This is a genomic window from Exiguobacterium sp. s193 (assembly GCF_018618755.1).
In the GTDB taxonomy this organism is placed as follows: Bacteria; Bacillota; Bacilli; order Exiguobacteriales; family Exiguobacteriaceae; genus Exiguobacterium_A.
This window is the reverse complement of record NZ_JACSMR010000008.1, coordinates 89,282-113,669: the sequence shown is the minus strand read 5'-3', so window position 1 is coordinate 113,669 and position 24,388 is coordinate 89,282. Positions and strand designations below refer to the sequence as shown.

Genomic DNA, 24,388 nt, shown 5'->3' with positions numbered 1-24,388 from the left:
CATCCGAAGAAAAAATTCCCCTTTCTTTAAAAATACGACATGAATTCGTTTAAAATAAGAATGGGGTAGATAAATTTAGAAATAACGGCCTGTTCAATTTACTTAGATTGATTACTTCACCTCAATCCTTTTTCATGGCCTCCATCGAACACGCAATAAATCCATGATGTTCATCGATGAACATCATGGATATGTCTTGAGCATGCCAAGAGGACATCGAGACCTCAATAAATCACGAAGAACGGAGATTTTATACTAATGAGTAAACAGTTGATGCAGTACTCCATTCAGAAGAACGGAAAAGAAATTAACGAAGGAATAATCATGGCAGAAGGAGCATCTGTATACGAAATGACCGAAGATGTCGTCGGGCATCTTGGAGAAATGTACGACTTAACAGAAATCGAGTTTGTAGACGTTTCGAACACCTGGACTTTCTCAGGCATTCTTCTTCAAAGTCCGATAACGTTGGAAATTGCCCCAATCGATACACCCGCAGATAAGTTTGGTGTAGATGAAGAAGTAAATTAATTTTCAGTAGAATACCTCTAGACTCCGATTTAAAACTAAATTGATATGATATGACTTCGTCTTGAATATTTCAGACGTGACAGATGTCTAACGCAGAGACAGTAATGATTTTTTTAGGAATCATTACTGTTCTTTTTTCTTTTCATTCTCTTCTATAATAAAGTGAATCCTGATCTTTCTCAGAAAAAACGTATACATTTCGACGTCGAAATGTATACGTTCTAATCATTTTTGAATATTTCCCCTTACAGGTACTGGGTTCATATTTAGTTCCTTAATCATAAGAGGACGGACGAATCAAGAGGAACATACTCATAATCCATTCTAGATTCCTATCAATCTGAAAAGATGTTCCTATACAACAAAGTCTCCTGCACGAACCTCGAGCCGTCCGATGTATCCTTCTCCGGACAAAATCGTGATGGTCCGGAAACGATTTATTGCCCTGAGTTCGAACCCTCTCGAGGCCTGGACATGATATACATTAAATTCTGGCAATTCCACCAACCTTTTGATGTACCCACCGCTTATTACCTGACGCATCCTCTCGTTCGAAGTCATACAATCGATAGGTCGTATCGGAAGATTGTTGTGTCTCCGGGATCACGATTCTTTTTCCAATAGCATGTACCCTCCCACTAGGAACGAAGAAGAACTCTCCTTTCATCAAGAGTAGAAGCTACCAATCGTCTTCGTCGCAATGGATGCACATCTCTTTCTTCGAACGGGTGGTATTAAACGATGTCAGTTCTGCTCACTCTTCAGCTTCAATTACATACCAGCACTCCGTCTTATCATATGGCACAACTTCTAGCTGTCTCGTCTGGATGGACCTGGACAGAGAAATCATCGGCTGCATCCAGTATTTTGATGAGTAGTGAGAACATACTGCCAGTGTAGACTCCGAAGAGGTGACGCTCATCTGCCACTAGTCCGCTAACGTTCCCCTTCTGTACATGAACTCTCATCTTTCAATCAAGCAAATGTATTCCAGCGTTCGCCTATCTCATTCAATGACAAATAATAGCTAGGTCGCGTAGCGAGCATCTCCCCATAGCCGTTCTTGGGATACGGGTTTCGTTTTCATTATCATATATCTGATCCTTTCATATCGTTCGCTTTTAGTATGAGTTGTGGCCGGAAGTTACGAAGCTTCCTCCACCTATCACCCTGCCGCCCTTCTCCCAGATACTCGAAAATGAAGACATACTTTAAGTATCTTGAGCTTTGAACTTAAGTATTCATGAGTTATTTTCTTGAATGGGATTGCAGAAATCGTTCCTATACACCATAATATGAACATACGTTCTTATTACAAGGAGGTTCATCATGCAGCATCTTCAAAAAGAAATCATTCCCCTCACGTCCCCGAATATCATGAATCCAGTAGTCCGTCTGTCATTGGACGAGAGCATTGCACTTCGAGACGATTCTTCCGTCTCTATTATGGATCAGATGGAAATCATCATGTTCATGGCTTTACGTGAGAGAATTCCATTATATTTTCGGACGTCGGATGATTCAAGGAACTCGACAGAACTTGTATATATAGAGGGAATCGATTTTCAACGTCACCAATTGACTCTTCGCCACATGAGCACTTCCTCATCATCGCATCACAACTACATGCGAGATGAAGGTTCGCACCTACGACATGCCCATCTATTGCTTACCATGAGGTAATCCGTGAAGAAGAGCGATTCGACGTCGAAATGTATACATACTTGCATCAAGAAAGGATCCACATGAAGTGAACAAAATTGCATTCATCATCCATTTCATTTTATTCATCGCCCTTAATTCCATCAGTTTAGCGAATGAGATTGGTATCATAGAAATCTTCATTCTCACGTCCCTATCTTTTATCGAATCAATAATCCTTCATCTTTTATTGGGCTTTCTTTGCTTCACACTCGATGCTTCCAGCGACGAATCCGTCGTATCAAAAGAGAAGATGAGCATACGAGCCGAAAGTGAATGAGAAAAACGGTCCATCGACATGAGTCGAATGGGCCGCTTCTCGTCCGTCTTATGTTATGTCAAAAAATCCGTTCTTCGTCATTTCCCCTTACGTCTTTGTATATGTAGAAAGTCCAGCCGTCCTGTAGAGTATTCATGAAACGTACTCTCATTCGAAAAATTTGGTGATTAGCGTACCTTCCATAGGAACTCCCCTCGTACCGATACAAAAGCTTCTTCATGGATAGCTACATATGTATTCTCGGAAGAGTCGATTAGCACGACTCTCAGACGAATTCCTGAATTCAGGATTCCTGATTCATCCATCCGCATCCTTACGACATCCGAAGAACCAAAGCTGAAGTGCAGGTCCACATACTTCTCCGACATCGGACGAAGTTCCATCTTAAAGTCGGCGCCAATCACATCTTCTTCAAATCCATATAGCATCATTTTCGACAAAACTTTTTCGGAGTCAAGAACTTCAAGATATCCATCAGTAATCATGACTGGAAAAGAAGTGAGATTCCTGATTCTACACTTCAGGGATGAAAAATCCTGTCAATCGTTCAAAGCACGTAAATATCCGTCCACAATCGACAATTCAAAATTTTCCTTTCTCGTTGCGAAACGGATGAAGTCTTGTCTCATCGCATGCCCCTGCTGAGATCCTCTACGGACATAACAGAGTCCTTCATGAAGATTGTTGAACTTCTTTCTCATCATGTAAGGTTGTTCCTTCGGATTTTTCAATTCCAGAAAAGCAATTGTCTTCTTATCGATATTGACATAGTGAAGTTCGATCGAGACATAAGGCTCTGTGTCCTCGAATATCAACTGTTGGAACGTAGACGAATCTTCTTTCTCCTCTTCGTTGATTCCCTCATCTCACCTCAACGCTCATCTCTATGAATCCAAGCCTTCGAGGAAGCAGAACAAGTCCTCCTCTCCATTCACGCAATCGAACAGATAGATATGCACGGTGACATCACCGTCAGTATATTTGACATCCCTTATACCATCAGGGATGCTCTCCACGAGCGGATAAATCATCACGACCTGTTCGCAAGAGTATTTCTTAGCGTACGCGAACATCTGATACATGTCGCTCGAGGAAATCCCAAAATTAGCACTTTTATGATCAAGGACCTTCCATTTCGTATCGATGATTCGCGTTCTCTTTCTCCCATCCCTCTTGTCTTGATACTTCACTACTATGTCAGGGATGAGTCTGAACGAACCACTTTCGAATAGATATTCGATGGGTCCTTTCAGGGATATCTCCCACTTCTCACCGAGGTGATGCTCGATTATTTTTCCGACGTAACTCTCGAACAGTTGATTCACCGAGAACAGCAGGGACTGCGTATTCAAATTACCAGTGGTGTTGGATACGTTGGAGTCGTTCAAGAGCAGTCTTGCCCATCCTAACGGAATCTGATAATGTCTGTTCTTCCGGCTATCAAAGATGCTGGAGAAGTCTTTCGCCACCGCGTGGTTCTCGGTCGCTCCCTCGAAGTATTCCAATAACCTCCTCGCCTCTTTTCGATTCTTCGCATCCGTCGCAACGCCGATGATTTTCAGTAAAGCCTTCTTCAAAATTCGATTTTCGGCGCAATCGATTCCGTACTCGTCGTATGTGACGAAGAACCTTTCTTTATGCACGTGATTGATTGTGAGTTGACGCGCGAAGTTCATTTTCCCTTTGTAGAAACGCACGTTCTCCTCAAGCTGACGATAATCTGATTTCAGGCCTTTCCTGACCAGGAGGGACACCTCCTTCAGAAAGAGCTTGATATAGATTTCGAACATAGACATTTTTGAGCTTCCGAGATTCGTCGCGTCGAACGACTTACTCGGGAACTCACGCATCGTCTTCAACATCTTGAGCATGGCAGCCCTTGAGTCGACCTTCGTCGCATGGATTTTCGGAAGGATTTGGAGCTGTCGGCCACTAGGCATCTGCAGGACGCCGACGTAGTTCCTTGCCCGGATGACCTTGCCGATACCCTTGCGTGATGACAGAGACAAAAAATCTAGTCCATCCCTTCCTTCCGAAGATAGTTCGAGCATGAGCTCCTCGAGTTCCTCGAACGTATCCTTGTCGACTTTCCTTCCCGGTCCTTTGTACACGATGGCTTCATACTCCATAACCTCGATGACATCAGACTTTCGCATGATGACCTGCATAAATCGCTTCATATACTTCTCGATGGTCGAGCGCCTCGGAGTTAATGCGATACGTTTTCTCGAGGTCCATATTATAGATGGACGAACCGAACAGCTTAGACAAATCGGGACGTTCCATCAAAATTTGTGGTCCGTTCTTCCGTTGGTCGTCACCAAGCACGGCCCTGATTTTCTCATGATCATCGAAGAAGTACTCCTGCAGAAGCGGAATGATTGACTTGAGGAAGATTTCCTTAAGCGCATCTACATCATCGTCTGATGACAGTCCAGTGAAATAGGCATGCCCTATCATATGATCCCGATCATACAACGCCTCAATCCGGCGGTTCATGACGTCGAGCAGGCACTCCAGGTCGACTCCTCCGACGGAGACGCCCTGGAGTATTGAAGGATCAGGAGACATCTCGATGAATCGGAATCTTCTCCGTAACGCGGTGTCCATCAACGCGATGGAACGATCTGCTGTGTTCATCGTCCCGATGATGTAGATGTTATTCGGTACGCCGAACTCCTTCTTCGAATAGGGTAGCTTGACGAGCGTCTCCTCGACCTCACCTAGGCGTTTCGAGGGCTCGATTAACGTGATGAGCTCCCCAAGAATCTTCGAGATGTTCCCACGGTTGATTTCATCGACGATGAACACGTATGGTCTCTCGCTCTGATCGTCCAGTTCCCGGATTCCGGATTCCTCTTCCAGCATGCGCTCGACTTGGGATACGGATAGACGATCCAAGGGATAGACGGTCTTCTGCGTCAATTTTTTCCGCAAGTTCATTTCGTAGATGTCGAGCGATATGTTCTTAGCTAGCCAGTTCACCTTGCGGCTACGCTTGTATCGCGCTTCATCTTCTAACCACTCGGCATCCCCATCGATGATGCCGATGCCATCGATACGATGTTCGTCCTTCAACGAGAGAACGATATCGCCCACTTCCATCGTCTCGTAGAAATAATTCAGGACGCTACGCTCGGATGGATTCATGGAAGATGAACCCATGAACGGATCTTCACCGAATCCATCCCAACCGATTCGCATCATCCCATCTTTGAAGCACGATTCCTTGAGAGGATGTTCGCCTGCTCCACCTAAGGAGACCTTCCAGATACGTGCATCGGCGTCAATCGAGACGTCATGTCCTCCGAAGCGATGGTCGGCAGCAGCAAGATCACAGAACTCTTTGAAGATGCCCGACTCGATGTTGAACCCGACCTCGTTCGAACCTGCCGTCACCACAGGCTTGATACCTTCGATGAATTCCTCGTAGCCATAGGACTGGTGGAAGGTCGTGAAGGCGATGCGATTCTCGTCACGATATGTCGCATATCTTTTTTTCACTTCTGCGTATCCTTCCTCGTTGATTTCATTTATCGCCTTTCCTTCGATGATGGCGACGGCATATAGGACCGTATGATATGTTTTCCCGGTACCTGGCGGCCCCTGTAGAATCATGTTCTTCGGATGCACTGCTTTTCCCCCTTCAAGGTTTTTGACTTCGGCTGGAACTTGCTCCTCGACAAGTGAAGGAACGACCTCAAGTATCGCTTCGTAACTTGGTATGATTTTTTCAATCGCCCTGCGCAACCCGTCTGACAGCTTTCGGTCTTGTGTTTCTCCTTGAGCATTAGCGATGTGTGTGTAGACCAGCTCTATCTTCTTATTTTCCCCATTCTTGATTTGTTTTCTCAACAGGTCAGGAGCTTGCGACCCCAGTTCGGTAACATAATGAAACTCGTCACCTTCTAGGAATGGAGCGTCTAAAAGATGACCGTGTCTGATCAAGTCTTCTTTCGAAGGACGACGTCCTCTCTCCCTTGTCGCGTATCGACATTGGAGCACTAGACGGACCACGATATTCTCTCCTTCTCGTCGAAAATCAACTTGGATGCCGTGAGGGAGTCCCTCGTACCCCCTCTTTTTGAGGACACCCCAGAGCCTCTTCCCCTTTTCTTTCACCAACTTATTCCCATCGTTCAGTATCATATCCTTGCCAATCACCAGACCTTCATAGAACCTTTTTTTGGCATCTTGTAAAGCAATAGCTTCTTCATCTGTGATTGCATTTTCTCCTATAAAATATTCGAGAAGAATTGTCTCACTTACATCACTCATCTATTCTTACTCCTCTCGAATCAGTAATCGTCACTTTGAAATACAAAATAGCTATACATAAAAATCAGACGAATATTTTTATGTTTTCACAATTCATTTTTTTAATGTAATATTTTATATGTAATTATCTTCAATTAATTATTTTTATTCAGGAGGAATATATGAATATTTATCATTTACTGTCAAACGGTTTATTGGATATCGAAATGACAGGAGAAGACAACTTTTTATGGTTGAATGATTCTAAAACAAATTTGAATTTCGGTTTTCGTCATCGGAAAAACTATTCTGGCTTAATGACAAAAATTAATCCTAAATTTATCGACCGAGCAAAAGATAAGCAAGGTTATTTTGACATTTTAGGAATTACAGGCATTTATAAAAACATCACACATGACACTCTATTCAATGAACTTTTGCGGACTACGACTGTAGAGGAATGTAAATCTGTATGGAGAGGAACTATGCCTACAAACATCACATGTGTCGAAAAACACAACTCATTAGCGACATTAGCAATATTAATGTTTGAGCAAGAAATTAATTTCGGTAATGAGAATTGGCAACGATACACAAAATTCGCACCCAAAATTTCAGACCCCAAATTTAGACGTCCACGAGATTTATTGATGGGATTCATAAACATTGCCTTTTCTGAAGGTAAGGATTATCTTAACAACTTTAAAAACGATAAAGGATTACTAGTTCCACCTAAAGATCCTAAAATATTGAATAAATATTTTTATTCTCTTCAGAACGACAAATATGCAGAGGCCCTAATGACTGGAACTATTCTAGAGAGGTTCAGAAAAGCTATTGCTGATAAAGAATTAAATCCATATAAATCGAAATATTATGAAACAATTCTTTAAATATAGAAAAAAATTAAACATTAAACGAAATTAATCAAATTATGCTTTAGGAGTTGTTTTAAGTGACATGGCACATTCAAATAACTACTTACGGACCAGCAGCAGAATATGTTAGTGGATTTTCAAATCACCTAAATGTACACGAAGAAGAGTTATTATCTGGACATCGTGTTCTTTATCTAGGGTCTCCACATCTGGATATATTAAGCGACCCCATACAAGCTATTTATCGAGCAAAAACCCTAATTGCAGCTTTCACTTCTATACAACGATTACTGAACGACCAAATCTGGAGTTACGATTTGAGCCAGATTTTTTATACAGACTATCAAAATAGTGATAATAATGGTAGATATCCTATGAGTCCTTGGAAAGATGAAACTATGGCATTCGAAGAAACTTTGAATCCCTATGGGGCGAATATAGGTATGTCTAAAAATTATTACAAGAATATCTATCATCAATATCTATCGCTTGCACAAAATGATAATTTAGTCCATACAACATTTATATTATTAGACGATGCTTATAAATCACCTAGGTATTACTATATCAATTTATACAAAATTCTAGAGACAATTAAAAACGACTGGAGTCGAGATGCGATGGTCGGGTTTTCGTCAGAGGCTGTGAATGCGTTCGATGCATTAAATGCCGGAAACATAAGAGGTTATATGAACCAATTTAGCGCCTCTGGACTTCTTTCTAGGCACGGTTATACAACAAACGCAAACGCTCATTCAAACGTGTCTACTCCTCCTCCAATTGTCGAGACTAAAACACACCTCTTAATGTTAATTAATAGATGGCTAAACTATAAAATTAGCCTCATTTAATTTTTTGAACTCTTTTACATTAAAAATCATCACAAGCTCCCATTATTAAAGTTGGATAGGAGACGAACGTATTTTCGTCTCCTTACTCTTTAATATAAATAAAAATATAAGCTCATATTAAACTTACTAAAATCAATGAAAGTATAAAGAAGACATACAATAATCTAATAGTTACCCATCAACTGCAATTTTTGTGTTTTTATAATTCAAAAAATATATTCGTCAGTTTGAAAATATATAAATCATCTCAATTTGTTTTGCGAGACTCTCTTTAGACTCGAAATTTATTTTTTTTGAATTTATGATTCCCAGAAGAACGGCCTCTAAAAAAATTAATGCTTTTGTATCTTTTTGTTCTTTTCCAAGATGAACAAATTTCGATCTTTTTGAGTATAATTTTTTAAATTCATCAAATATTTCTTTTTTTTCCATATCTATAAATTTTTTATCTTCCCTTAAAATGTTTGCTACATATAAAGATAGCCTAAATGAAAGTTCTGAGCTGCCTGAACTAAATAATTGCTCGATTCCTATGATTGAGTCTAAAAGTCCTTCTGTTTCATTAAAATCCATCATTGCCCTAGTTCGTCTATATAGTGCTCCTTGGATTCTATTCATATGTTCCTCATGATAAGTTTTATACAAGGCATTATATTTTTCTATGGCGAGTTTTAGTTGTTCATTATTTAACCTATTTTTTTGTTGTAACTCTCTTAGAATAGAGAAAGGTAAAGAAGATAAATCTTTTCTCAAAGTTATCTTCTGACTATCCATTATATTAACCTTATCCCATAAACTTCTAGGTAGATTTGAACCATTAAGTATATTACCTTCACATTTGAAATATACTTTATCAAAACCAATGTCAGTGAGTTCTGCAACCAGTGAAATAAAATTTATTAACGAATTGATTTTCATATGATACTTTGGAATACCAAAAAGACTTTACTATTAAAAAACAATAAATCTGAATGTTCAAAGTTTATTTCTTCATCTATCACTATTGCCATATTGGAGCTGTTAGCTTCATATAGATTTTCGTGATCGAAATATCCGAAATAATCCCAATCTGTAATTCCTCCATATACCCTAGATTCTTGTTCAATCCTCGTCAATTGTTCAATATATATATTTTCAGACACCTTTAATTCTAATCTTTTTAAGGATGATATGTTATTCCATTTCACTCCTAAAATCGGAATAATTATTTTTACATTCATACGACCAGTCATAAGACAACTTATATATTTTGCTAGTATCCCGTCAATTTTATTTATCTCTAGCTCATACTTTAAAATACTATCAATTCCACCCTGCATATTTGAATACTCTTGCAATACTGAACAGAATAATGATTCTAAAAAAAAGTTTATTTCTCCAACTTCATTAAGATCGACTCGATAGCTCTCTAAATATTTTTTAAAAATATTAATTGCTTGAGTTGATTCAATCAACTCAACGTAAAAAGAAGGCTGAATAACATTTCCGTCGATATCATATCCAAGTGACTCAATAAACTTAAAAATAGAAGGATATTCGTCTATTACTTTCTCAGTACGATTAAAAGAAAATGTATTGAGCTCATCAAAATCCAATTTTATCTTCTTAAAGTTCGTCTTTCTATTTTTCGATTCGTCCTTGATTTTCCCGACAAATTTAATTAAAGTCTCTCTTAAAATCATCAAATCTTCAGTCATGAAATTCAACCTTTCCTCAATCGTTATACTTTTCCAATTCAATTTTCGTACTGAAAAGCATATATAAATAAGCATCTTCATGTATTTAGAGTGTTGATTCACTTCGTACAGTATTTTGAGATTATCCCTCAAAATCGCTTGATAATTATCACCTTATTTCACAAAAAAAATTTAAATGGTCAATGAAATTTTTTCATCATCTCTTCAATAGATACTGCAATTCCCTCTTCTAATTGTAATTCCTCATCCCAGAACATGATGGCTGGAACCTCGACGAGCGGATCATAGTATAAACAGATGTAGTTGCCGAACTGATCTATCATGAAGGGATAATAGTCACGCGGTAGCCTCTGACGCATGTTCTCCGTCGTGTCCCATATATTGTCGACGGACGATGGATTGAAGGAAAGGAGCGACTTCGCAATACGTTCTTTCGTTATTTTCGTGTCGAACACATTCGGCCGAGGGCGTCCCCCGTTATGTGCACGTATCAAATCAATCAATCTTGATGGAAGCTCTATCCCATATTTTCTCTCGTAATCACGGATGTTCGTATCCGATTCCAATGGCTTGCTCAAAATCCATTCCATTATGACACCTCCTATCGTCTATAGAACGTACCGCCACCCCAGATGGATCGCCCACCGGTGTGGGCAGTCTGTTCATGTATCGTACGGTCGACGAGCTGTAACACTCCCGGCATCTCCGCATGGTGCCAGACCATACCTTCAGGCGTATCCCCCGCAGCAATCTGTTGCTTCTGCTCTTCCGTGAATCGTTCACTCAACTCGGGACTCGTCTGGACTTTCTCCGCCAATTGTCCGTTCGCGTCCTTGAACTGTCTCGCGTCACTCGACAGATATCCGCTTGCGTCGAGCTTCGCGTCGAAATGACTCTCGAAGCTAGGGAAAACTCCCTCTCGTTTGCTACCATCGCTCATCTCGACGCTCCTACTCACGAACGGTACACCACTGACTTCATGGAGCTTCCCTGCCAAGGATTCGTTCCGACATTTGATGTACGACGTATCGTAGTCCTTGTATACGTTCTCCGAGAACGTCGTCCTCGGGAGGTCCGCCCTTCCCTCGAACCCTGACTTTTCCCCATAGGAATCCAGTTCGTTGAATCGGATTTCGTTCAATCGCATCTCCTCACCCGTCCTTTCTTTCTAGGTACGAGAACCATTCTTCATAGAAGGAGACGTGCTCCTCGTGCAAGGTGCAATAATGTAGTAGGAGCAGCTGCTGTACCAAGGACTTGGTCCGTTCTCCGTTGACATAGAAGGACAGACTTCTTCGGAATCTCTCATCGAATTGTTCGAGCGTGTCCGCCGCCATGGAATACGTCATGATTTCGTCGAGTGGTACGAACGTCGCGATTACCTCTCCTACGAACGCTTCTTCCATGTCTTCGAACAGCCTTCCATCTGAGTTCTTGCGTATTTTCGAAATCAATCGTTCCTTCAGCCCTGGTCGGACGTTCATCTCACGATTGACGTCTTCGAGCAAGGACTGACGGTCGGGACGTTTCGCTAGGAGATTTTCAAGGAACCTCGTAACACGCTCGCGCCTTTGGAATAGATTCGTACGTTTGTCATAGGCATAGGAGAACCCGGGTTTGATTGCATGCTTTGATATCTTACCTAGTATCGGCTCGAGCCAATCGTTCTGATAGATGACTGCGACACCCGTCTCCAGTTTCGATATTTCTGACGTCTGGTGTTCATCAAGCCCTATCGAGGAACCGACGAGCTGACGATCCGTCGACTCCGGCAATCTCATGATGATTTTGGTGTTGGTGTTACGAATCGCTGATGGATCGAGGAGGCTCGGCGATTGATCGACCATGATGAATCCTTCGCCGAGCGAACGCATCTCGGCGATGCCGTTCGATATCATCTCCACGGACTTCCCTTGTACGTTACTTCCTTCAGCCGACTGTTCGACGGACGTTCGTCTCAGTAGATGGTGTGCCTCCTCGAGTACCGTGACGTGGCGCAATCGATTACCTAAGACGTTAGAATGCTGTAGCCGATGTTCTTGTAGTCGTATGAAGAGCAGCCCCATCAAGAGTGATTTGGATTCGCTGGAACCAACCATGCTCAAGTCGATGATGCAGTTCTCATCGAACAACTTCTCTGACGACACCTCGTCCGAAACCAATATCTTGCTCAACTGTCCGAGAACAAGTGAGTTCACGCGTGTGACGAGCGCTCCGGTGTAATTGCCCTTCACCTCGCTCGAATAGCGTGATTGTTCGATGACCTTCGGTAAGGCGTCGACGAGGTCCGTGACGGTGGGGAAGGTAGGCGTCTTGTCAAAGCAGATTGAATGTTCGAGACTCCATCCACTTTCCACATAGATGCGTTCGATTGATTCCCGGAGGATGGCGGGCATCGCATCGTACATCGGCCAACAGGCGTTGAAGATTTCCACGAGCCGGTCGATATGTTCGAACACGTGTATTGTTTCCGGGAAGTAGAACGGATTCAGGCGAAGGAGTGGCGTATTCGCTTGATTCGTGCCGAAGACATTCACGTCATCCCGGTCACCGAAGACATGCTTGTACTCACCCTTCGCTGGCTCGATGACCAAGTATGTCACATCATTCTTCTTCAAGTTCTCGAGTAGTCCGTAGACGGTATTCGACTTACCGGATCCTGTCGATCCCGTGATGAAGGTATGCATGGACAGACTCTCGATGTCGAGCGATAACCTGGTCTCGTAGACGTCGCCCATATGATAGACATGTCCGATGTCGAGACTCTTACCGAGATTCTTCTTATTGAGATATGATACGTTCCGACCGAACTCTGCCATCTCGATGACCGGAAGGCCCGGCGTCGATTTTCGCGGGAGTGTGAGTGCTAACGCTAGCTCCTTCGTGTTGATGAGCGCTCCGCTGGAGAGGTTGAGCTGATGGACATCAGGACTCTTGAACAGAGGATGATCTAGTCTCTCGAGCGATTCCATGATGCTCCTTGCATCAGGATGGTTCGATGGCCAGACGGAAATCGACGACCCCTCTATCGAGGAATCCTCGCCTCTCACGAGGGATTGATAGTTCGCCGCGACGATTCTCGCCGTCTGCTCATCCTTCGTCACGAAATAGGCAGCGAAGTTCCATAGCCCGATGTCGGAGGCGACGTTCAGACGGTCGAGATGCTTGTCCACCTTCTTGAGGACCTCGTCGACCTGCTTGTTCCCGACCTCGAACTGGACGCTCATCGTCTTCCCACTCGATGTAGTCTGGTTGCTGGATTGACTGGTGCTCTCCGATTTCGAGAAGCCTTCAGTCTTACTCGTTCCCTCCATTTTTGCTCTTGTATGTGAATAATTCACTCCGACTCCTGCACTCGCGAATCCTTTTCCAACAGATGCTGACGCTCCTACTCCAAATGTATCGCTCGAGGTATGCGCCTGGGTCTTCGCCAGGCTCACATTTAAAGCTTCCATCATCCCCCTGCTCTTACTTTCACTCAATCCCTGGCTCTCGTTACGCCCACTCGAGTATGTTACCTTACGTAATCCGGATATCGCGGTATGCATCTCCTCGAATCCTTGGCGCATCTCAAGTATCTGTTTGGATGAGATGGCTTGCGCTAGGAAGATGGCGCTAAACTCTTCACCATGCATCGCATTGATGAGTCGTTCCAATCCTCTTATATCATGTTCGTTCCGAAGGTCTTTCAAGGAGGGGACGCCAGTTACGCATGAGACCGTCAAGCTACTCGAATTCTTCACGTCGAAGATTCTACGTGTCATCTCCTGATATTCAGAGTTACGTACTTGAGTAGTTCTCGTACCGGGGAGGTTTCCCTTCATGCTCTTGAGCAATCCGTCCTTGACGGAAGAGGCGGAGAAGTCATCAGTCTTCGTCCCGATATAGAATTCGACCTCATGGCCATCGCTATGAATCAGTAGGCAGATGTTCCCCTTAGTGGTCCCGACCGCGTTGAAGATGTTGATCAGTTTCTCCAGGATGCGCTCTTCCTTCTCGTACACGATTTTATCGATACGGACGAGGCGGATTCGCTGCATGGCGTCTTCAAGAGGTTCATGTACGGTCGAAATCAACTCGAACTCCGTGAGGCGGTGGAGATAGTTCTTGTCCATCATGTCCTTCGATATCGCCAATAAGTTTTCTACCGAATCGTTTAATACGACTAGGTCCTTCATGTTCCGTCTCCTCCCTGTCTTGCGGCCTTCGGTCTCAGTTCGATGATGGACGACAGCTCGTTTCGCATGTCGTCAATCCATTCAATCTGCCTCGTCAAATCTTCTAGGTTTCTTAGGTCTGCTTGACGCTTCTTGTCAGAAGAGGTCGTACCGGCTTCGAGTCTCTGTTCGACTTCCTCCGCCTTACGTAGTTCCCGTATCATATATGTCTCGAAGGCACCTTCTAAGGACCCAATCAGTCTAACAGCTTGTTCATACGTATCGCGGACCTTTCGCTCGACATTCTCTTGATAAGTCCTGAACGACTCGTCCTTGAATGAGCGCATGGAGCCCTCATGGGCCAATATCTCATCGAAGGGCTGTCTCCAGGAACCGAACAAATTCCATTCGGCCGCGTCAATCGCAGGTTTCAGAAGTAATCGAACTCTTGGCATGCCATCTCTTGACTTGCGTTCCTCAATTAGGATTTCAGGCACCTCGAACCGCGATTGCCAGGCCGAATTCGACGAATTCAGTTGTCTAGCATCCAGGGCGTCGTTCACGAGATGGATATACTTTTCAATCCCCTGCTTGAATCTCTCCCGGAACAAGGATGCGATTTCATATTCAATTCCCGTGACGGCATCGAGTTGTAGGTTCTGCAGCTCGAGATCCGTGCACTTCATCAACTCGTTCATCCGGTGCTCGCTCGTCTTCTCTGGTACACGCTTGACGTCTTCCAGACTTCTATTATATCTACGCAATACTGCTGTCTTCCTCGACTCGAAAAGGTCAGCGGTGTCCACCCGGCGATTGACGTCCAACATTCCTCTCAGATGTCCTTCTATGGCACGGGCGTATACGAATTCCTGCTGCGATTTCTCGATAAGCTCGTCACTTTTGAAAAAGAGTGTATCCCTTTCGATGCCAGTAATCCTTTCTTCGACGTCACTACGCGCGTCTTGGAGTCTTCTTTCCAATGATTTGAACAGACTCAAAAAGTCGATGTCCCTCTTTTCAGTGACATGCTCTTTCAGCGCAGCGAATATGAGTCGCTCATCGATGGGTTCATCATGGATGGTCCTTTCTTCCTCTTCTTTATTTACGCCGACGTTCCTCATGTCGACACCTTCCTCACCCTTCTCATACCCTAAGTGATGGCCCATGTTGGTGAGAAGCCGCGAGAACACACTACCCTTCTTGATCTTGCTCACTTCCGATGTGCCGCCACCGGCGTTCATCTCGATTTCTTTCTCCTCGTGTTTCTCGATTGGACGTTCCGCACTCTCACTTCGTAGGACGATACGTTTCAACTTGCTAGTCATCGGTTCCGATTTACTATTGCACTTTCTTGCGATAATCTCGAACGTCTCATCCATCGATTCCTCGTCAGTGAAGTAGATTACCTGAAGCGGTTCTTCCTTCCTCGGACTCCAAGACTCGAGCACATCGATGGCATGAATATGATCAAAACGGATGTATCCCCCGTCGATACTTCCCTCCATCGGCGTCATGTGTTGAACATGGTCCTCTGCGGTCGTCGCTACCTCGAACAGCGATTTGAATGCCTCAGTCCTTATTTCATCGAGATTCGTAACGACCAACGTCTGATGATTCGCATTCGACAATCTCTCGTAGCTTGGATTATTCTCATCGATTCGCAAGGACTCGACTGGCCCCTCCTTGAGTAAATCAAGTATTTCATGAATCATCATGTCTCTGTCATTTTCATCCATTATTTCTTCGTGGAGGACATCCACGCCCTGATATCGATCGCTGACGTTTTTTAGACAATCATAGTCACTCTTCATCCCGAGGAATCGTAAATTGAACGTCTCCTCGTTCAGTTCATCAATGAGATAATCAATCACTTCTCCGCACCATTCATCGAACGGCTTAGACTGGAATCTCGAAAGCTTGGAATCCTTCATCAAGTCTCTTCTCATGTAGTTGATTTTCGTAATTTTATCGTAGGGGTTATGCGACATCTCTACCATCCGCATGGACATACCACCTTCACCTTCACCTTCATCTATTTGCTGCCTCTTCTTAGGGTGTATTGTACCTTCGCCACACCTTCTAGGCTGTTAATTTTTTTACCGGGTGTTGATGTGAGCATCTCTACAAATCATTTGATGAGGACAGTATTTACAGTGTTCACCAGGACTAGAGTCCACACTAACATTATCGAAGGATTCTTTTTTGAATTTTCCTTGGCCCTTATTCTTACTTCCGAAAAAAGTAAGATTTTTCTGTTTATCTGGGTACCTAATGCCATCCAACCATACGTACCCTGGATCATAAGGGTCTTCCGCTAATCTCCAGTAAGCATCATGATGGTCCCTGCTCATTTGTTTTTCCATGTCCGTCAAATGAGGGAAAGCTCGAGATACTAAATTAAATCTATGATCCGATGCGCTTCGTGATTTCGGTATGCCATAATGAAGCAGATTTTCGAAGGTGAAGCCTCCGTGAAAACCTGACTCGAAGACTGGTCTGTCGTTCAAGAGAAAACTGTATAGTGCTCGTCTCTTACATTTACGATAGGTCTCATGTTGCATGATATTAAAGACCCTTTCATGATAGTCAATCATCTTGGTAGAATATCCTTTGTTTTCATCACTCGATAAAGAATCTACGCCTTCGATTTCGGGTGGACGACTCGTCTTCAATCCCATGAGCTCGAGATAATACGAAGGAGATAGACCTTTTTCTTGTCCCACCTCCTGAATGAAGGAGAATTTGATATGCACGGCATGACACATCACGATATAGAAAAGATAGCACGCGATTTCGAATTCAAGTTCTTTTTTCATCTTCAGTTGACGGAGATTTATATTACTTCTGAAGAGCTCGTCATAGCTTTCTTTCTTCAATGGCCAGAGGTTAAGTGACTGTGTATAAGGAAAGGATTTTTGATCCATCAAACAAAAATGGATATTGCGGTTTATATCGAATTGAAGACCATCACTGTTCAACATCGGGCTGACCATTGAATTCGTCGAGGTCCGATGCCCATCCCGCATTTCTGCAGCATATTCATCTTCATGTGGAGTCCCTCCAAGGAAGAAGTTCAATCCTTTTAGAAGGTCTTCACGCTGCACGATGTCTATCGGACTATCTTTGAGGTCGTTCAATGCTTCACGCACTGATTCGACGATTCTCTTGTCCGCCTCTTGCATAATATGAGGTAGTATTTCTGATTGGATATGACCATCGAGTAATTCGACATACGATCTGATATCTACCTTACCTTCCTCTTTCATTTTCCCTTCCTTGTTGAATAGTTTCTGATACAAAGTTTCTATGGCCTGCATCCCTTCTATGATGCCTTCGATTTCCTCATCCTGTACTGAAAGATGTCCGATGGACTCGAATGGATGGTTATACATACGATGATCTTTCAGATTTCCTTCATTCTTATACTTTCTATCGAAGTCAGGGCTACCGAACTCCTTCGTCAGTACTTTTCGCTGCTCCTTGATTTGTCCTAATGCTTCATACCATTGCTCGAATGACGCATTTTTTTCCATCAAAGGTGAAATTCTTCGGAGCCCGGTCAAATAGATTTTGGAGGATTTTCCTTTCACTAGTAAGAAGTCAGAACTAAAAATCCGTTGAAGTAAGTCTGCCGTTACTCCATCAGTATTCTTGTACTCCCCTTCTAAGACATCGTATCTCCCTACGTTCAGGCGGTGTATATCCAGTAGGAAACTACCGAATGGATATCGTGAGAGTTGAAGTTCCTGAGGAATATCTGGATCTTCCATATATCCCTTCAATGTACCAGCCCTCGGGGATACGAGGACATGATCCTCATCAGAGATATATTTTCTGAACTGATATAGATTGGTAAAGCGATAGATGTCTCCTTCCACCTCATCATCGAACATACCATTCAAGACGCCTAAAAAATTCTTCGCATGAATGTTGATCGGGTAGCTATGGCGGAGCGCTTTGACATGCGTCGTGCTCTTCATGTCTAAGAATTTCTCTACGGGTTCGAAGCCTCTCTCATAACCTTCTATATAGTTCACGACATGTACGACTTCAATCCACTCGCTCAATCGATCGAAAATCATTTTCTGTATGGGCATCAGGAAGTAGAAACCATGAAGGACGATTACTTTCCTACTCTTGAACAGACGTTTCACAATATGTTTCGCTTCCGATTGTCTTTCATTATCGACTCTACTTTCCTTCCCCTTGTCTACCAGTTCTACTAAAGCATCCTCGAATACGTCGAGAGTCGTATTCGAAAATCCATCAATCCAATCATCGAACTTCTGGAACACCTCTAGTCGTTCCATCTCCTGGACGGCATAATAAAACGTCTGCTCTTCGTCCGAGGCAGTGGCGAGTGCGGATAGATTTCGCGATGTGATTCCACTCTCTCGAAGGAAGCGGATAGTAGAAAGGACGGTTTCTTGGTCCTTGTCTATGGCCCCATGCATCGGATGATGCTTCACTTTTTCCTCGTCCGAGAACTGATGGAGTACTTGTGAGAGGATCGTATACTGGTGAAGCTCCGTCGACGGAGAGAACCAACCATCACCAATTGTCTGAGACAGTTCAGAGAAAGAATATACTTCGTCCCCTATCCATTTACGAAAATCATCATTATTGTTCACGATACCTTGTTTCAAAGAGTTAGTCGCGGTTATGTGTATAGAATCACGATAAGGCGAAAACTCAGAATCTGGATGCATCAATTGATCCGCTGTTTCATAGGTGATTATCTTGTACGGCATGTCATGTCCCCCTCGCCATCTTGAGTAAATCTCGCCAAGTATTGGGGCGTGATCCCCATTGATTCTTGTCATCGATTCCATAAATGAACAACCGTTCCTCGGCTCTCGTCATCGCGACATATAGAAGACGGGTCTCCTCGCGAATTTGCTCAAGGTCCTCGTCTCTTTTCAGCTTTTCGTACTCTACGGTCTCATAGTCGAGTATAACTCGGTCGTCTGCGTGCTTCACATATTTCCAAGCGAAGTCGATTTTTCCCGAAGGAGATACATATATGATCGTGTCTTTGATATCCCCGTCATCTGAACGTACAATAGGAGTTTTCGTAAAAGGAATCATGACGGTATCGAACTGAAGACCTTTCGCCCTATGAACAGTCAGAACACGGACTAGATTGCCATCAAAACTGTTATCATCTAACTCAGCTTCATCAGAATCCCTATTCGTCGAGACTTGCATCTCTAGCCATTCATGAAGGGTAAGTAAATCCAGAGGCCCATCAGTGAATGCCTCGTGAATGAGCATCATGATTTTGTGGAGGTTCAGCTCGTATTGTAGCGTGTCTGCTACTGACAGACCGGCTTCTCGAAGATGTGTTTTGTAATTCGACTTGTCAATGAACGAGTCGAGCACAGAAAGTAACGGGCTATATTTCAACCTTTCAAGTGATTCGTTCCATGATTCATGAATAGATAATTCCTTGGAGGGAGAAGAGATATAGATGTTACTCCCTATAACCTTCCTCTTGAAAATAGGAAAGGAAGCACGACCGGAGAATGCAGTGGTCGTAAGGGAAAAGAGTGCATCTCGCTGCTCAGGATAGATCCAAGAGTTGATGAGAATCATCAAATCGCGAGCCGCGTATGATTCGAACAATGTCCCGTCCATGCGTACTTCGAGATTCTTGATGTCCCCATCTTTCCGAATCATTTCTCCAATCTCTCTAGCATCTCGGTTCCTACGGACTAGAATAGCAAGGACCTTGCCTCCCTTTCCCTTATCGCCTTGAGCGATTTCGTTCAACCTAAGTTTGATTTCTTCTACGTCGACATCACTTGATTTTAAGAACATAGGGTTTCCACTCAGCCGCGTCTCCTTGTTCGAAACCATTCTACCCTCCCCGGGCGGAAGCAGTTGGGACGGACTTTTCCGCCAGGCAGAGAAATGACGTTCCATTTGTTCTACGAGCAAGCGGCTGGATCTGAAGTTCTCGTCTAGTCGATAAGTGACACATCGTCCTAGATTGTTGAGGCTCATCGTTTCATCGAGGACCGTGAAGGCAGATGAATCCGCTCCCCTAAACCGATAGATGCCTTGCTTCACATCTCCTACAGCGACGAGCCGGATGTCGGTCGCGGCGATGATACTTACGATGGACTGAATCTGCGATACGTCCGTATCCTGGAATTCGTCGACAAACAAGTAACGGTATCTATCAGACAATTCCTCAAGCGGCGCATCTGATTCATAGATTTTTTTCATGAATCTAGTCAAATCAGAGATTCCTATCACGTCATTCTCCAACTTTAATTGGTAGAGTTCTCTATCCGACCTCATCAAGACATCAATCACCGATTTTGTGAAATCTGACTCATTAGGATTCATAGATACGGCAGAGAAATCCTCGGAGATCACACCCTTCTGTTCGAACTTGTCCCACACAGTTTCTAGGAATTTCCTCACCTCGTAGTACCACATACCCTCGAAGGGGTTCGCTATAGATTTTTCTTGAAGTACTTCGTCGAACATTCTTTTGACCATCCTTCTACGCTCCATCGTCATCTGAGAGACTTTAAAACCTCCTCCCAATCCAAGATGTTGACCGAAGGACATCAGAATTTTCTTCGCGAATGAAGGTATGGTCAGGATATCCATCCGTCGCAAGTCATTGATGTGTTTCATGTACTTCGGGTCGCCAGTCAATTTGAGTCTTTCGATGAGTCGTTCAGCGAGCGCTTCTTCCATGTTATTGGCAGCCTCGTTCGTGAAGGTAATCATGGCAATCTGATCAAGACTATCAATCACTCCCATGTCAAGGAGATACATGATACGGGCGATGAGAGTGGTGGTTTTACCACTCCCCGCTCCCGCATTGATGGCGATGTGCTCAGTATGACTGGCATGCTCTATGACGTACTGGTTGTAGTTGAATCCCTTAGATTGATGTCCGTGCTCCTTGAGATAGTCCTCCTTGCCCTTGAGGCTCGTCTTACATCCATCCACGATTTGGAATGGCGTGATTCCCGGAACATCGACGGGTATGTGATGGACAATCACTCCACTCCTAAGAATCTTATCAAGGTCCGAAGCATTCGCTTTTCCACCGAATACGATAGAATGTGACGCCATTCTCATCTCCGAGGTCGCATCTGGACTTGATACCTGTTCAGGGGGAGTCAGCATCACAAATCGGTCTACATCCAATTCAGGCCGTAACCTCTGGTCAGGTTCACCCTGTTCATAACGGAATAGACTCATCACTTCGTTTATATCCTCTTGTCCGTAAAGTGATAGCGGAAACCCTCCCGCATCTTGGTAGATGTATCGACCCTTCAATGGAAGAGCATGGAGAGGATATGCCAAAGTAGTACCGGCATTGAATCGGCCAATCGTAATTATTTTGGTATTCACATACGTCTCATCTCCTGAGAACAATTGTAGTCCTATCGACACGCCGTCCTTCGTTATAAGCACGTCACTCTTAACCAGAATATCGTGGTCGAAACTCATCTTCACCTCATCGAAGCGTCCTGACTCTCGGAGTAAGAAGCAAAAATGTATGTCGGTCAAAAGCGACTTATAAGCAATGTTTGCCTGAATCCTCGCAGAGTCCTGATCCTTCCTCGGGAAGTATTTCTCTGAAAAAGTCCTACTGTAATCCTCTACCGATGGAACACGCCTTTCCTTGAGTATCCTCGTATACAACTCTGTCGTGTAGAGTGGTGCGCTTCGATTGACTGTACCCCTTAATTTATATGGATGTGAAGGTCTGACATAAGATTTTATCAGTAGATCATGTACGTTTTTCGAAGCACCAATTATTTCTAGAACTTTATTCATATCAATCATGTTGATTTCTCCTCCTGCAATAATGCTGCCCTTGCACCCAATCACATAATCAACTTCGTATGAACGAGTACTAGGTATAGCTCCATATACAATTTTATCCTAATCAGATTGATAAGACGATTATTTCTTGATTTACATGGGCATTATTAGAAACAATTGGATGATTTTATTCTTATAATTCGAGAATCGGATGTAAGAAGCTCTTTCAATCCACGATTAAGCTGAACGTCAAAAAACGACCCCAAGTCTTCTCGCAGGATCGCTGATTTTCAAATCATATGGCACTGTCTTAATTTTTTTTTAAATCAATACGACCGTATAGACCGTCAACTCGGATACAACATGACAGCACATGCTTATTGATGGCCATCTTCCAAGCCCCCATCCGGGAGTGCCAACTCTTCAGCTCCAGGAAGGTGCTCCAATCCATTTCATATACTCCGGCCAACGTATAATCCTTGTTCAGCCTCACGAGTATCAGATGATCGAAGAGCTGTTCTTCTTCCTTTTCCTCCCCTGGTGCGTTGAGTCCATAGAACACTCCGGTCGATGTACTCGTGACCGTCTTCACGCTGTACCTCCGACCATCTCGGCTCGTCGCATCGAAGTGCTTCATGCTGATGCGAGAAATCTCAAGGTCCGGGAACGACGGATTATCACGATATGTCTCCACGGCATAATATTCCCCGATTTCCCCGACGATGTTCCGCGTACGAACGATGCCCCTCGCCTTCATCTCTTCGTACCATACACCGTACAACCTCACCAAATCGCCATCTTCCATCCTTTTCAGACAATCAATCATGTCCTCCATGAAGTCCCGTCCCTTCCATTTCAATCACTTAGCCCACTTGCTCGATATCGTCAATCAATTCCATGCTCCATCTTGAAGTAAGTCTTTCCTCTGGCATGTGGGTAGCTCCCGAAGTACCATTCCTCTGGCCGGTCCATCATGACCTTATATAGTATCTGTCCATAAAACTTCGCGGCCTCAACGTTGTTCTTACGGCAGGCGACCCAGATTGGTTCATACAAGGTCCCTCTCCAATCGCTACCCGGTATCCAGCTCGAGGTGTGGACGTCACCACGGTCGATGACACGGTTCAGCTCCTCGATGATGATATGATAATCCTTCTGGTCGATGCTCTCCATCCGTTTCTTAAACTGTGTTTCGTAGGCTACGTGCGTTATCAATTCTCCATCGATTGTCTTCAGCATGTTCGCTCCTCCGCTTCCTCGTCCCTTAGTTTCGTGTCGAATCATATCATTCGGTCATATCACTCCTTCGAGAGTCGCAGCACCTCAATCGCGGCCTTCATACGTAAATCGGGGTCATCGGAATTCAACGCGTCGAGCAGCACGTTCTTCGCCGCCCGCACCGTGTCCTCGTCGAACAACCCTTTGGACTTGTTGGTCTCGATACTTCCTTCGATGACGGTGAAAGGATTGTTCCCACCCTCCTCAATCAACTCCAACAGCCCGGTCTCGTCCAACGTACCGGAGAATCTCGTCATCGTGCCACGATTCTTGACGAAGTCTACGACCTTCTGCTGCATGCTAGCCTTCGCGATCGTCGCCTTCCACTCGATGGGACGACGATGACACATGCCAATCTTTCGGTCGTCATATTCTTCAAAATATTGATAAGGACCTGCGATTCCGACATGAACGATGGAGCCATCCGGGACGAGGATGATGTCGCCCGGCTCCACGACGTTGACGAACATGTTGACCACTCCCGTATAGGCCCCGAGTCTCTGTCCTTCGTACCGGTATTCTCGTTCGAGTTCCCGACGTATGTCCTTCTTGTCAGTATTCTCGAGATTCCCGATGCCCGGCCATCCGATACAAACGAATCCTTCGTCGAGGAATTGCTTCCCTCGATCGAATCCATGGGGTTTGTCCTTGAGCTGAAACACTTGTCTCATCGATACCACTCCTTCGCCTCCAGATGTGATTTCCACTTCATGAACATAGTATACCGGAACGAAAACAAAATTACAATACCCTAAAACCCTAAAACTATAATAAGGGTTTTAGGGTTTTAGTGAGGCTTGTTTTTTATTTTTTGACAGTAGCGCTTCTGAATGATTTATAGTATCGACGTAAATCATCAGAAAAGGACCGGATTAATTATCCGGTCCTACCTCATATACATCATCACGTGACACATCATTCGTCATGGAGGAGTCGATTCAAATGGAAGTCAAGTATTCAC

The 24,388-nt window shown here is 43.9% G+C and carries 18 protein-coding genes; 3 read left to right on the top strand and 15 right to left on the bottom strand.

Translation table 11 applies throughout. From position 1 onward, the window contains the following. Nucleotides 1-258: 258 nt before the first annotated feature. Complete coding sequence (locus tag KNQ04_RS10960; RefSeq protein ID WP_214850711.1) at nt 259-531, top strand: hypothetical protein; 273 nt, start codon at nt 259-261, stop codon at nt 529-531. A 794-nt stretch (nt 532-1,325) separates the two neighbouring features. Here the strand turns inward: KNQ04_RS10960 and KNQ04_RS15885 are convergent. The 4 genes from KNQ04_RS15885 to KNQ04_RS10940 all read right to left on the bottom strand — a co-directional run bounded on the left by KNQ04_RS15885 (nt 1,326) and on the right by KNQ04_RS10940 (nt 6,529). After that, nucleotides 1,326-1,418, bottom strand: coding sequence for a type I phosphomannose isomerase catalytic subunit (locus KNQ04_RS15885; protein WP_483299252.1), 93 nt, complete (start codon nt 1,416-1,418; stop codon nt 1,326-1,328). Between the two features lie 1,633 nt (nt 1,419-3,051). Further along, nucleotides 3,052-3,369 carry an RNA-binding domain-containing protein gene (locus KNQ04_RS15835; protein ID WP_214850740.1) on the bottom strand — a complete coding sequence of 106 codons (318 nt, stop codon included), beginning with the start codon at nt 3,367-3,369 and terminating at the stop codon, nt 3,052-3,054. 27 nt (nt 3,370-3,396) lie between these two features. Then, nucleotides 3,397-4,680: an McrC family protein gene (locus KNQ04_RS10945; RefSeq protein WP_214850707.1), complete on the bottom strand. Its 1,284-nt coding sequence runs from the start codon at nt 4,678-4,680 to the stop codon at nt 3,397-3,399. Then, nucleotides 4,655-6,529, bottom strand: a complete 1,875-nt coding sequence (locus KNQ04_RS10940) for an AAA family ATPase (protein ID WP_353049720.1) — start codon at nt 6,527-6,529, stop codon at nt 4,655-4,657. The genes KNQ04_RS10945 and KNQ04_RS10940 overlap by 26 nt, the downstream gene beginning before the upstream one ends. A 422-nt stretch (nt 6,530-6,951) precedes the next feature. On the opposite strand from KNQ04_RS10940, the gene KNQ04_RS10935 reads away from it, so the two are divergent. Together KNQ04_RS10935 and KNQ04_RS10930 are read left to right on the top strand one after the other, a co-directional pair. After that, on the top strand, nt 6,952-7,662 hold the full coding sequence (locus KNQ04_RS10935) for a hypothetical protein (protein WP_214850705.1): 711 nt from the start codon (nt 6,952-6,954) through the stop codon (nt 7,660-7,662). A 62-nt stretch (nt 7,663-7,724) separates the two neighbouring features. Then, nucleotides 7,725-8,498 (top strand): hypothetical protein, encoded by a 774-nt coding sequence (locus KNQ04_RS10930; protein WP_214850702.1) that lies wholly within the window; start codon nt 7,725-7,727, stop codon nt 8,496-8,498. 222 nt (nt 8,499-8,720) lie between these two features. Here KNQ04_RS10930 and KNQ04_RS10925 read toward each other — a convergent pair whose 3' ends face one another. From KNQ04_RS10925 to KNQ04_RS10875, 11 genes are all read right to left on the bottom strand, one after another. Continuing rightward, the gene (locus KNQ04_RS10925; RefSeq protein WP_214850701.1) at nt 8,721-9,416 is read right to left on the bottom strand and encodes a HEPN domain-containing protein; all 696 of its coding nucleotides are present in this window, start codon (nt 9,414-9,416) and stop codon (nt 8,721-8,723) included. Next, nucleotides 9,413-10,195 carry a hypothetical protein gene (locus tag KNQ04_RS10920; RefSeq protein WP_214850700.1) on the bottom strand — a complete coding sequence of 261 codons (783 nt, stop codon included), beginning with the start codon at nt 10,193-10,195 and terminating at the stop codon, nt 9,413-9,415. The genes KNQ04_RS10925 and KNQ04_RS10920 overlap by 4 nt, the downstream gene beginning before the upstream one ends. Before the next feature lie 179 nt (nt 10,196-10,374). Next, entirely contained in the window at nt 10,375-10,785 is a 411-nt protein-coding gene (locus tag KNQ04_RS10915) for an SMI1/KNR4 family protein (protein ID WP_214850699.1), read from the bottom strand. An 11-nt stretch (nt 10,786-10,796) separates the two neighbouring features. Further along, nucleotides 10,797-11,342 carry an HNH endonuclease gene (locus KNQ04_RS10910; protein WP_214850698.1) on the bottom strand — a complete coding sequence of 182 codons (546 nt, stop codon included), beginning with the start codon at nt 11,340-11,342 and terminating at the stop codon, nt 10,797-10,799. A 4-nt stretch (nt 11,343-11,346) separates the two neighbouring features. Continuing rightward, nucleotides 11,347-14,373: an ATP-binding protein gene (locus KNQ04_RS10905; protein ID WP_214850697.1), complete on the bottom strand. Its 3,027-nt coding sequence runs from the start codon at nt 14,371-14,373 to the stop codon at nt 11,347-11,349. Further along, nucleotides 14,370-16,355 carry a hypothetical protein gene (locus tag KNQ04_RS10900; protein WP_214850695.1) on the bottom strand — a complete coding sequence of 662 codons (1,986 nt, stop codon included), beginning with the start codon at nt 16,353-16,355 and terminating at the stop codon, nt 14,370-14,372. Before KNQ04_RS10900 ends, KNQ04_RS10905 begins: the two co-directional genes overlap by 4 nt. Before the next feature lie 93 nt (nt 16,356-16,448). Next, nucleotides 16,449-19,103 carry a hypothetical protein gene (locus KNQ04_RS10895; RefSeq protein WP_214850692.1) on the bottom strand — a complete coding sequence of 885 codons (2,655 nt, stop codon included), beginning with the start codon at nt 19,101-19,103 and terminating at the stop codon, nt 16,449-16,451. A 1-nt stretch (nt 19,104) separates the two neighbouring features. After that, the gene (locus KNQ04_RS10890; RefSeq protein ID WP_214850690.1) at nt 19,105-22,170 is read right to left on the bottom strand and encodes a UvrD-helicase domain-containing protein; all 3,066 of its coding nucleotides are present in this window, start codon (nt 22,168-22,170) and stop codon (nt 19,105-19,107) included. Nucleotides 22,171-22,459: 289 nt separating this feature from the next. Continuing rightward, the gene (locus KNQ04_RS10885) at nt 22,460-22,984 is read right to left on the bottom strand and encodes a DUF6998 domain-containing protein (RefSeq protein ID WP_214850688.1); all 525 of its coding nucleotides are present in this window, start codon (nt 22,982-22,984) and stop codon (nt 22,460-22,462) included. Between the two features lie 50 nt (nt 22,985-23,034). Next, a complete protein-coding gene (locus tag KNQ04_RS10880) occupies nt 23,035-23,388 on the bottom strand; it encodes a hypothetical protein (protein ID WP_214850686.1) in 354 nt (117 codons plus the stop codon). Nucleotides 23,389-23,447: 59 nt separating this feature from the next. Next, a complete protein-coding gene (locus tag KNQ04_RS10875) occupies nt 23,448-24,098 on the bottom strand; it encodes a hypothetical protein (protein ID WP_214850685.1) in 651 nt (216 codons plus the stop codon). Between the last annotated feature and the right edge of the window lie 290 nt (nt 24,099-24,388).

Coding starts and splice junctions, on each gene's coding strand:
- KNQ04_RS10960 (WP_214850711.1), top strand. CDS start 259: ATGAGTAAACAGTTGATGCAGTACTCCATTCAGAAGAACGGAAAAGAA.
- KNQ04_RS15885 (WP_483299252.1), bottom strand. CDS start 1,418: ATGTTCTCACTACTCATCAAAATACTGGATGCAGCCGATGATTTCTCT.
- KNQ04_RS10945 (WP_214850707.1), bottom strand. CDS start 4,680: ATGCAGGTCATCATGCGAAAGTCTGATGTCATCGAGGTTATGGAGTAT.
- KNQ04_RS10935 (WP_214850705.1), top strand. CDS start 6,952: ATGAATATTTATCATTTACTGTCAAACGGTTTATTGGATATCGAAATG.
- KNQ04_RS10925 (WP_214850701.1), bottom strand. CDS start 9,416: ATGAAAATCAATTCGTTAATAAATTTTATTTCACTGGTTGCAGAACTC.
- KNQ04_RS10920 (WP_214850700.1), bottom strand. CDS start 10,195: ATGACTGAAGATTTGATGATTTTAAGAGAGACTTTAATTAAATTTGTC.
- KNQ04_RS10915 (WP_214850699.1), bottom strand. CDS start 10,785: ATGGAATGGATTTTGAGCAAGCCATTGGAATCGGATACGAACATCCGT.
- KNQ04_RS10910 (WP_214850698.1), bottom strand. CDS start 11,342: ATGCGATTGAACGAAATCCGATTCAACGAACTGGATTCCTATGGGGAA.
- KNQ04_RS10905 (WP_214850697.1), bottom strand. CDS start 14,373: ATGAAGGACCTAGTCGTATTAAACGATTCGGTAGAAAACTTATTGGCG.
- KNQ04_RS10900 (WP_214850695.1), bottom strand. CDS start 16,355: ATGCGGATGGTAGAGATGTCGCATAACCCCTACGATAAAATTACGAAA.
- KNQ04_RS10895 (WP_214850692.1), bottom strand. CDS start 19,103: ATGCCGTACAAGATAATCACCTATGAAACAGCGGATCAATTGATGCAT.
- KNQ04_RS10890 (WP_214850690.1), bottom strand. CDS start 22,170: ATGATTGATATGAATAAAGTTCTAGAAATAATTGGTGCTTCGAAAAAC.
- KNQ04_RS10885 (WP_214850688.1), bottom strand. CDS start 22,984: ATGGAGGACATGATTGATTGTCTGAAAAGGATGGAAGATGGCGATTTG.
- KNQ04_RS10880 (WP_214850686.1), bottom strand. CDS start 23,388: ATGCTGAAGACAATCGATGGAGAATTGATAACGCACGTAGCCTACGAA.
- KNQ04_RS10875 (WP_214850685.1), bottom strand. CDS start 24,098: ATGAGACAAGTGTTTCAGCTCAAGGACAAACCCCATGGATTCGATCGA.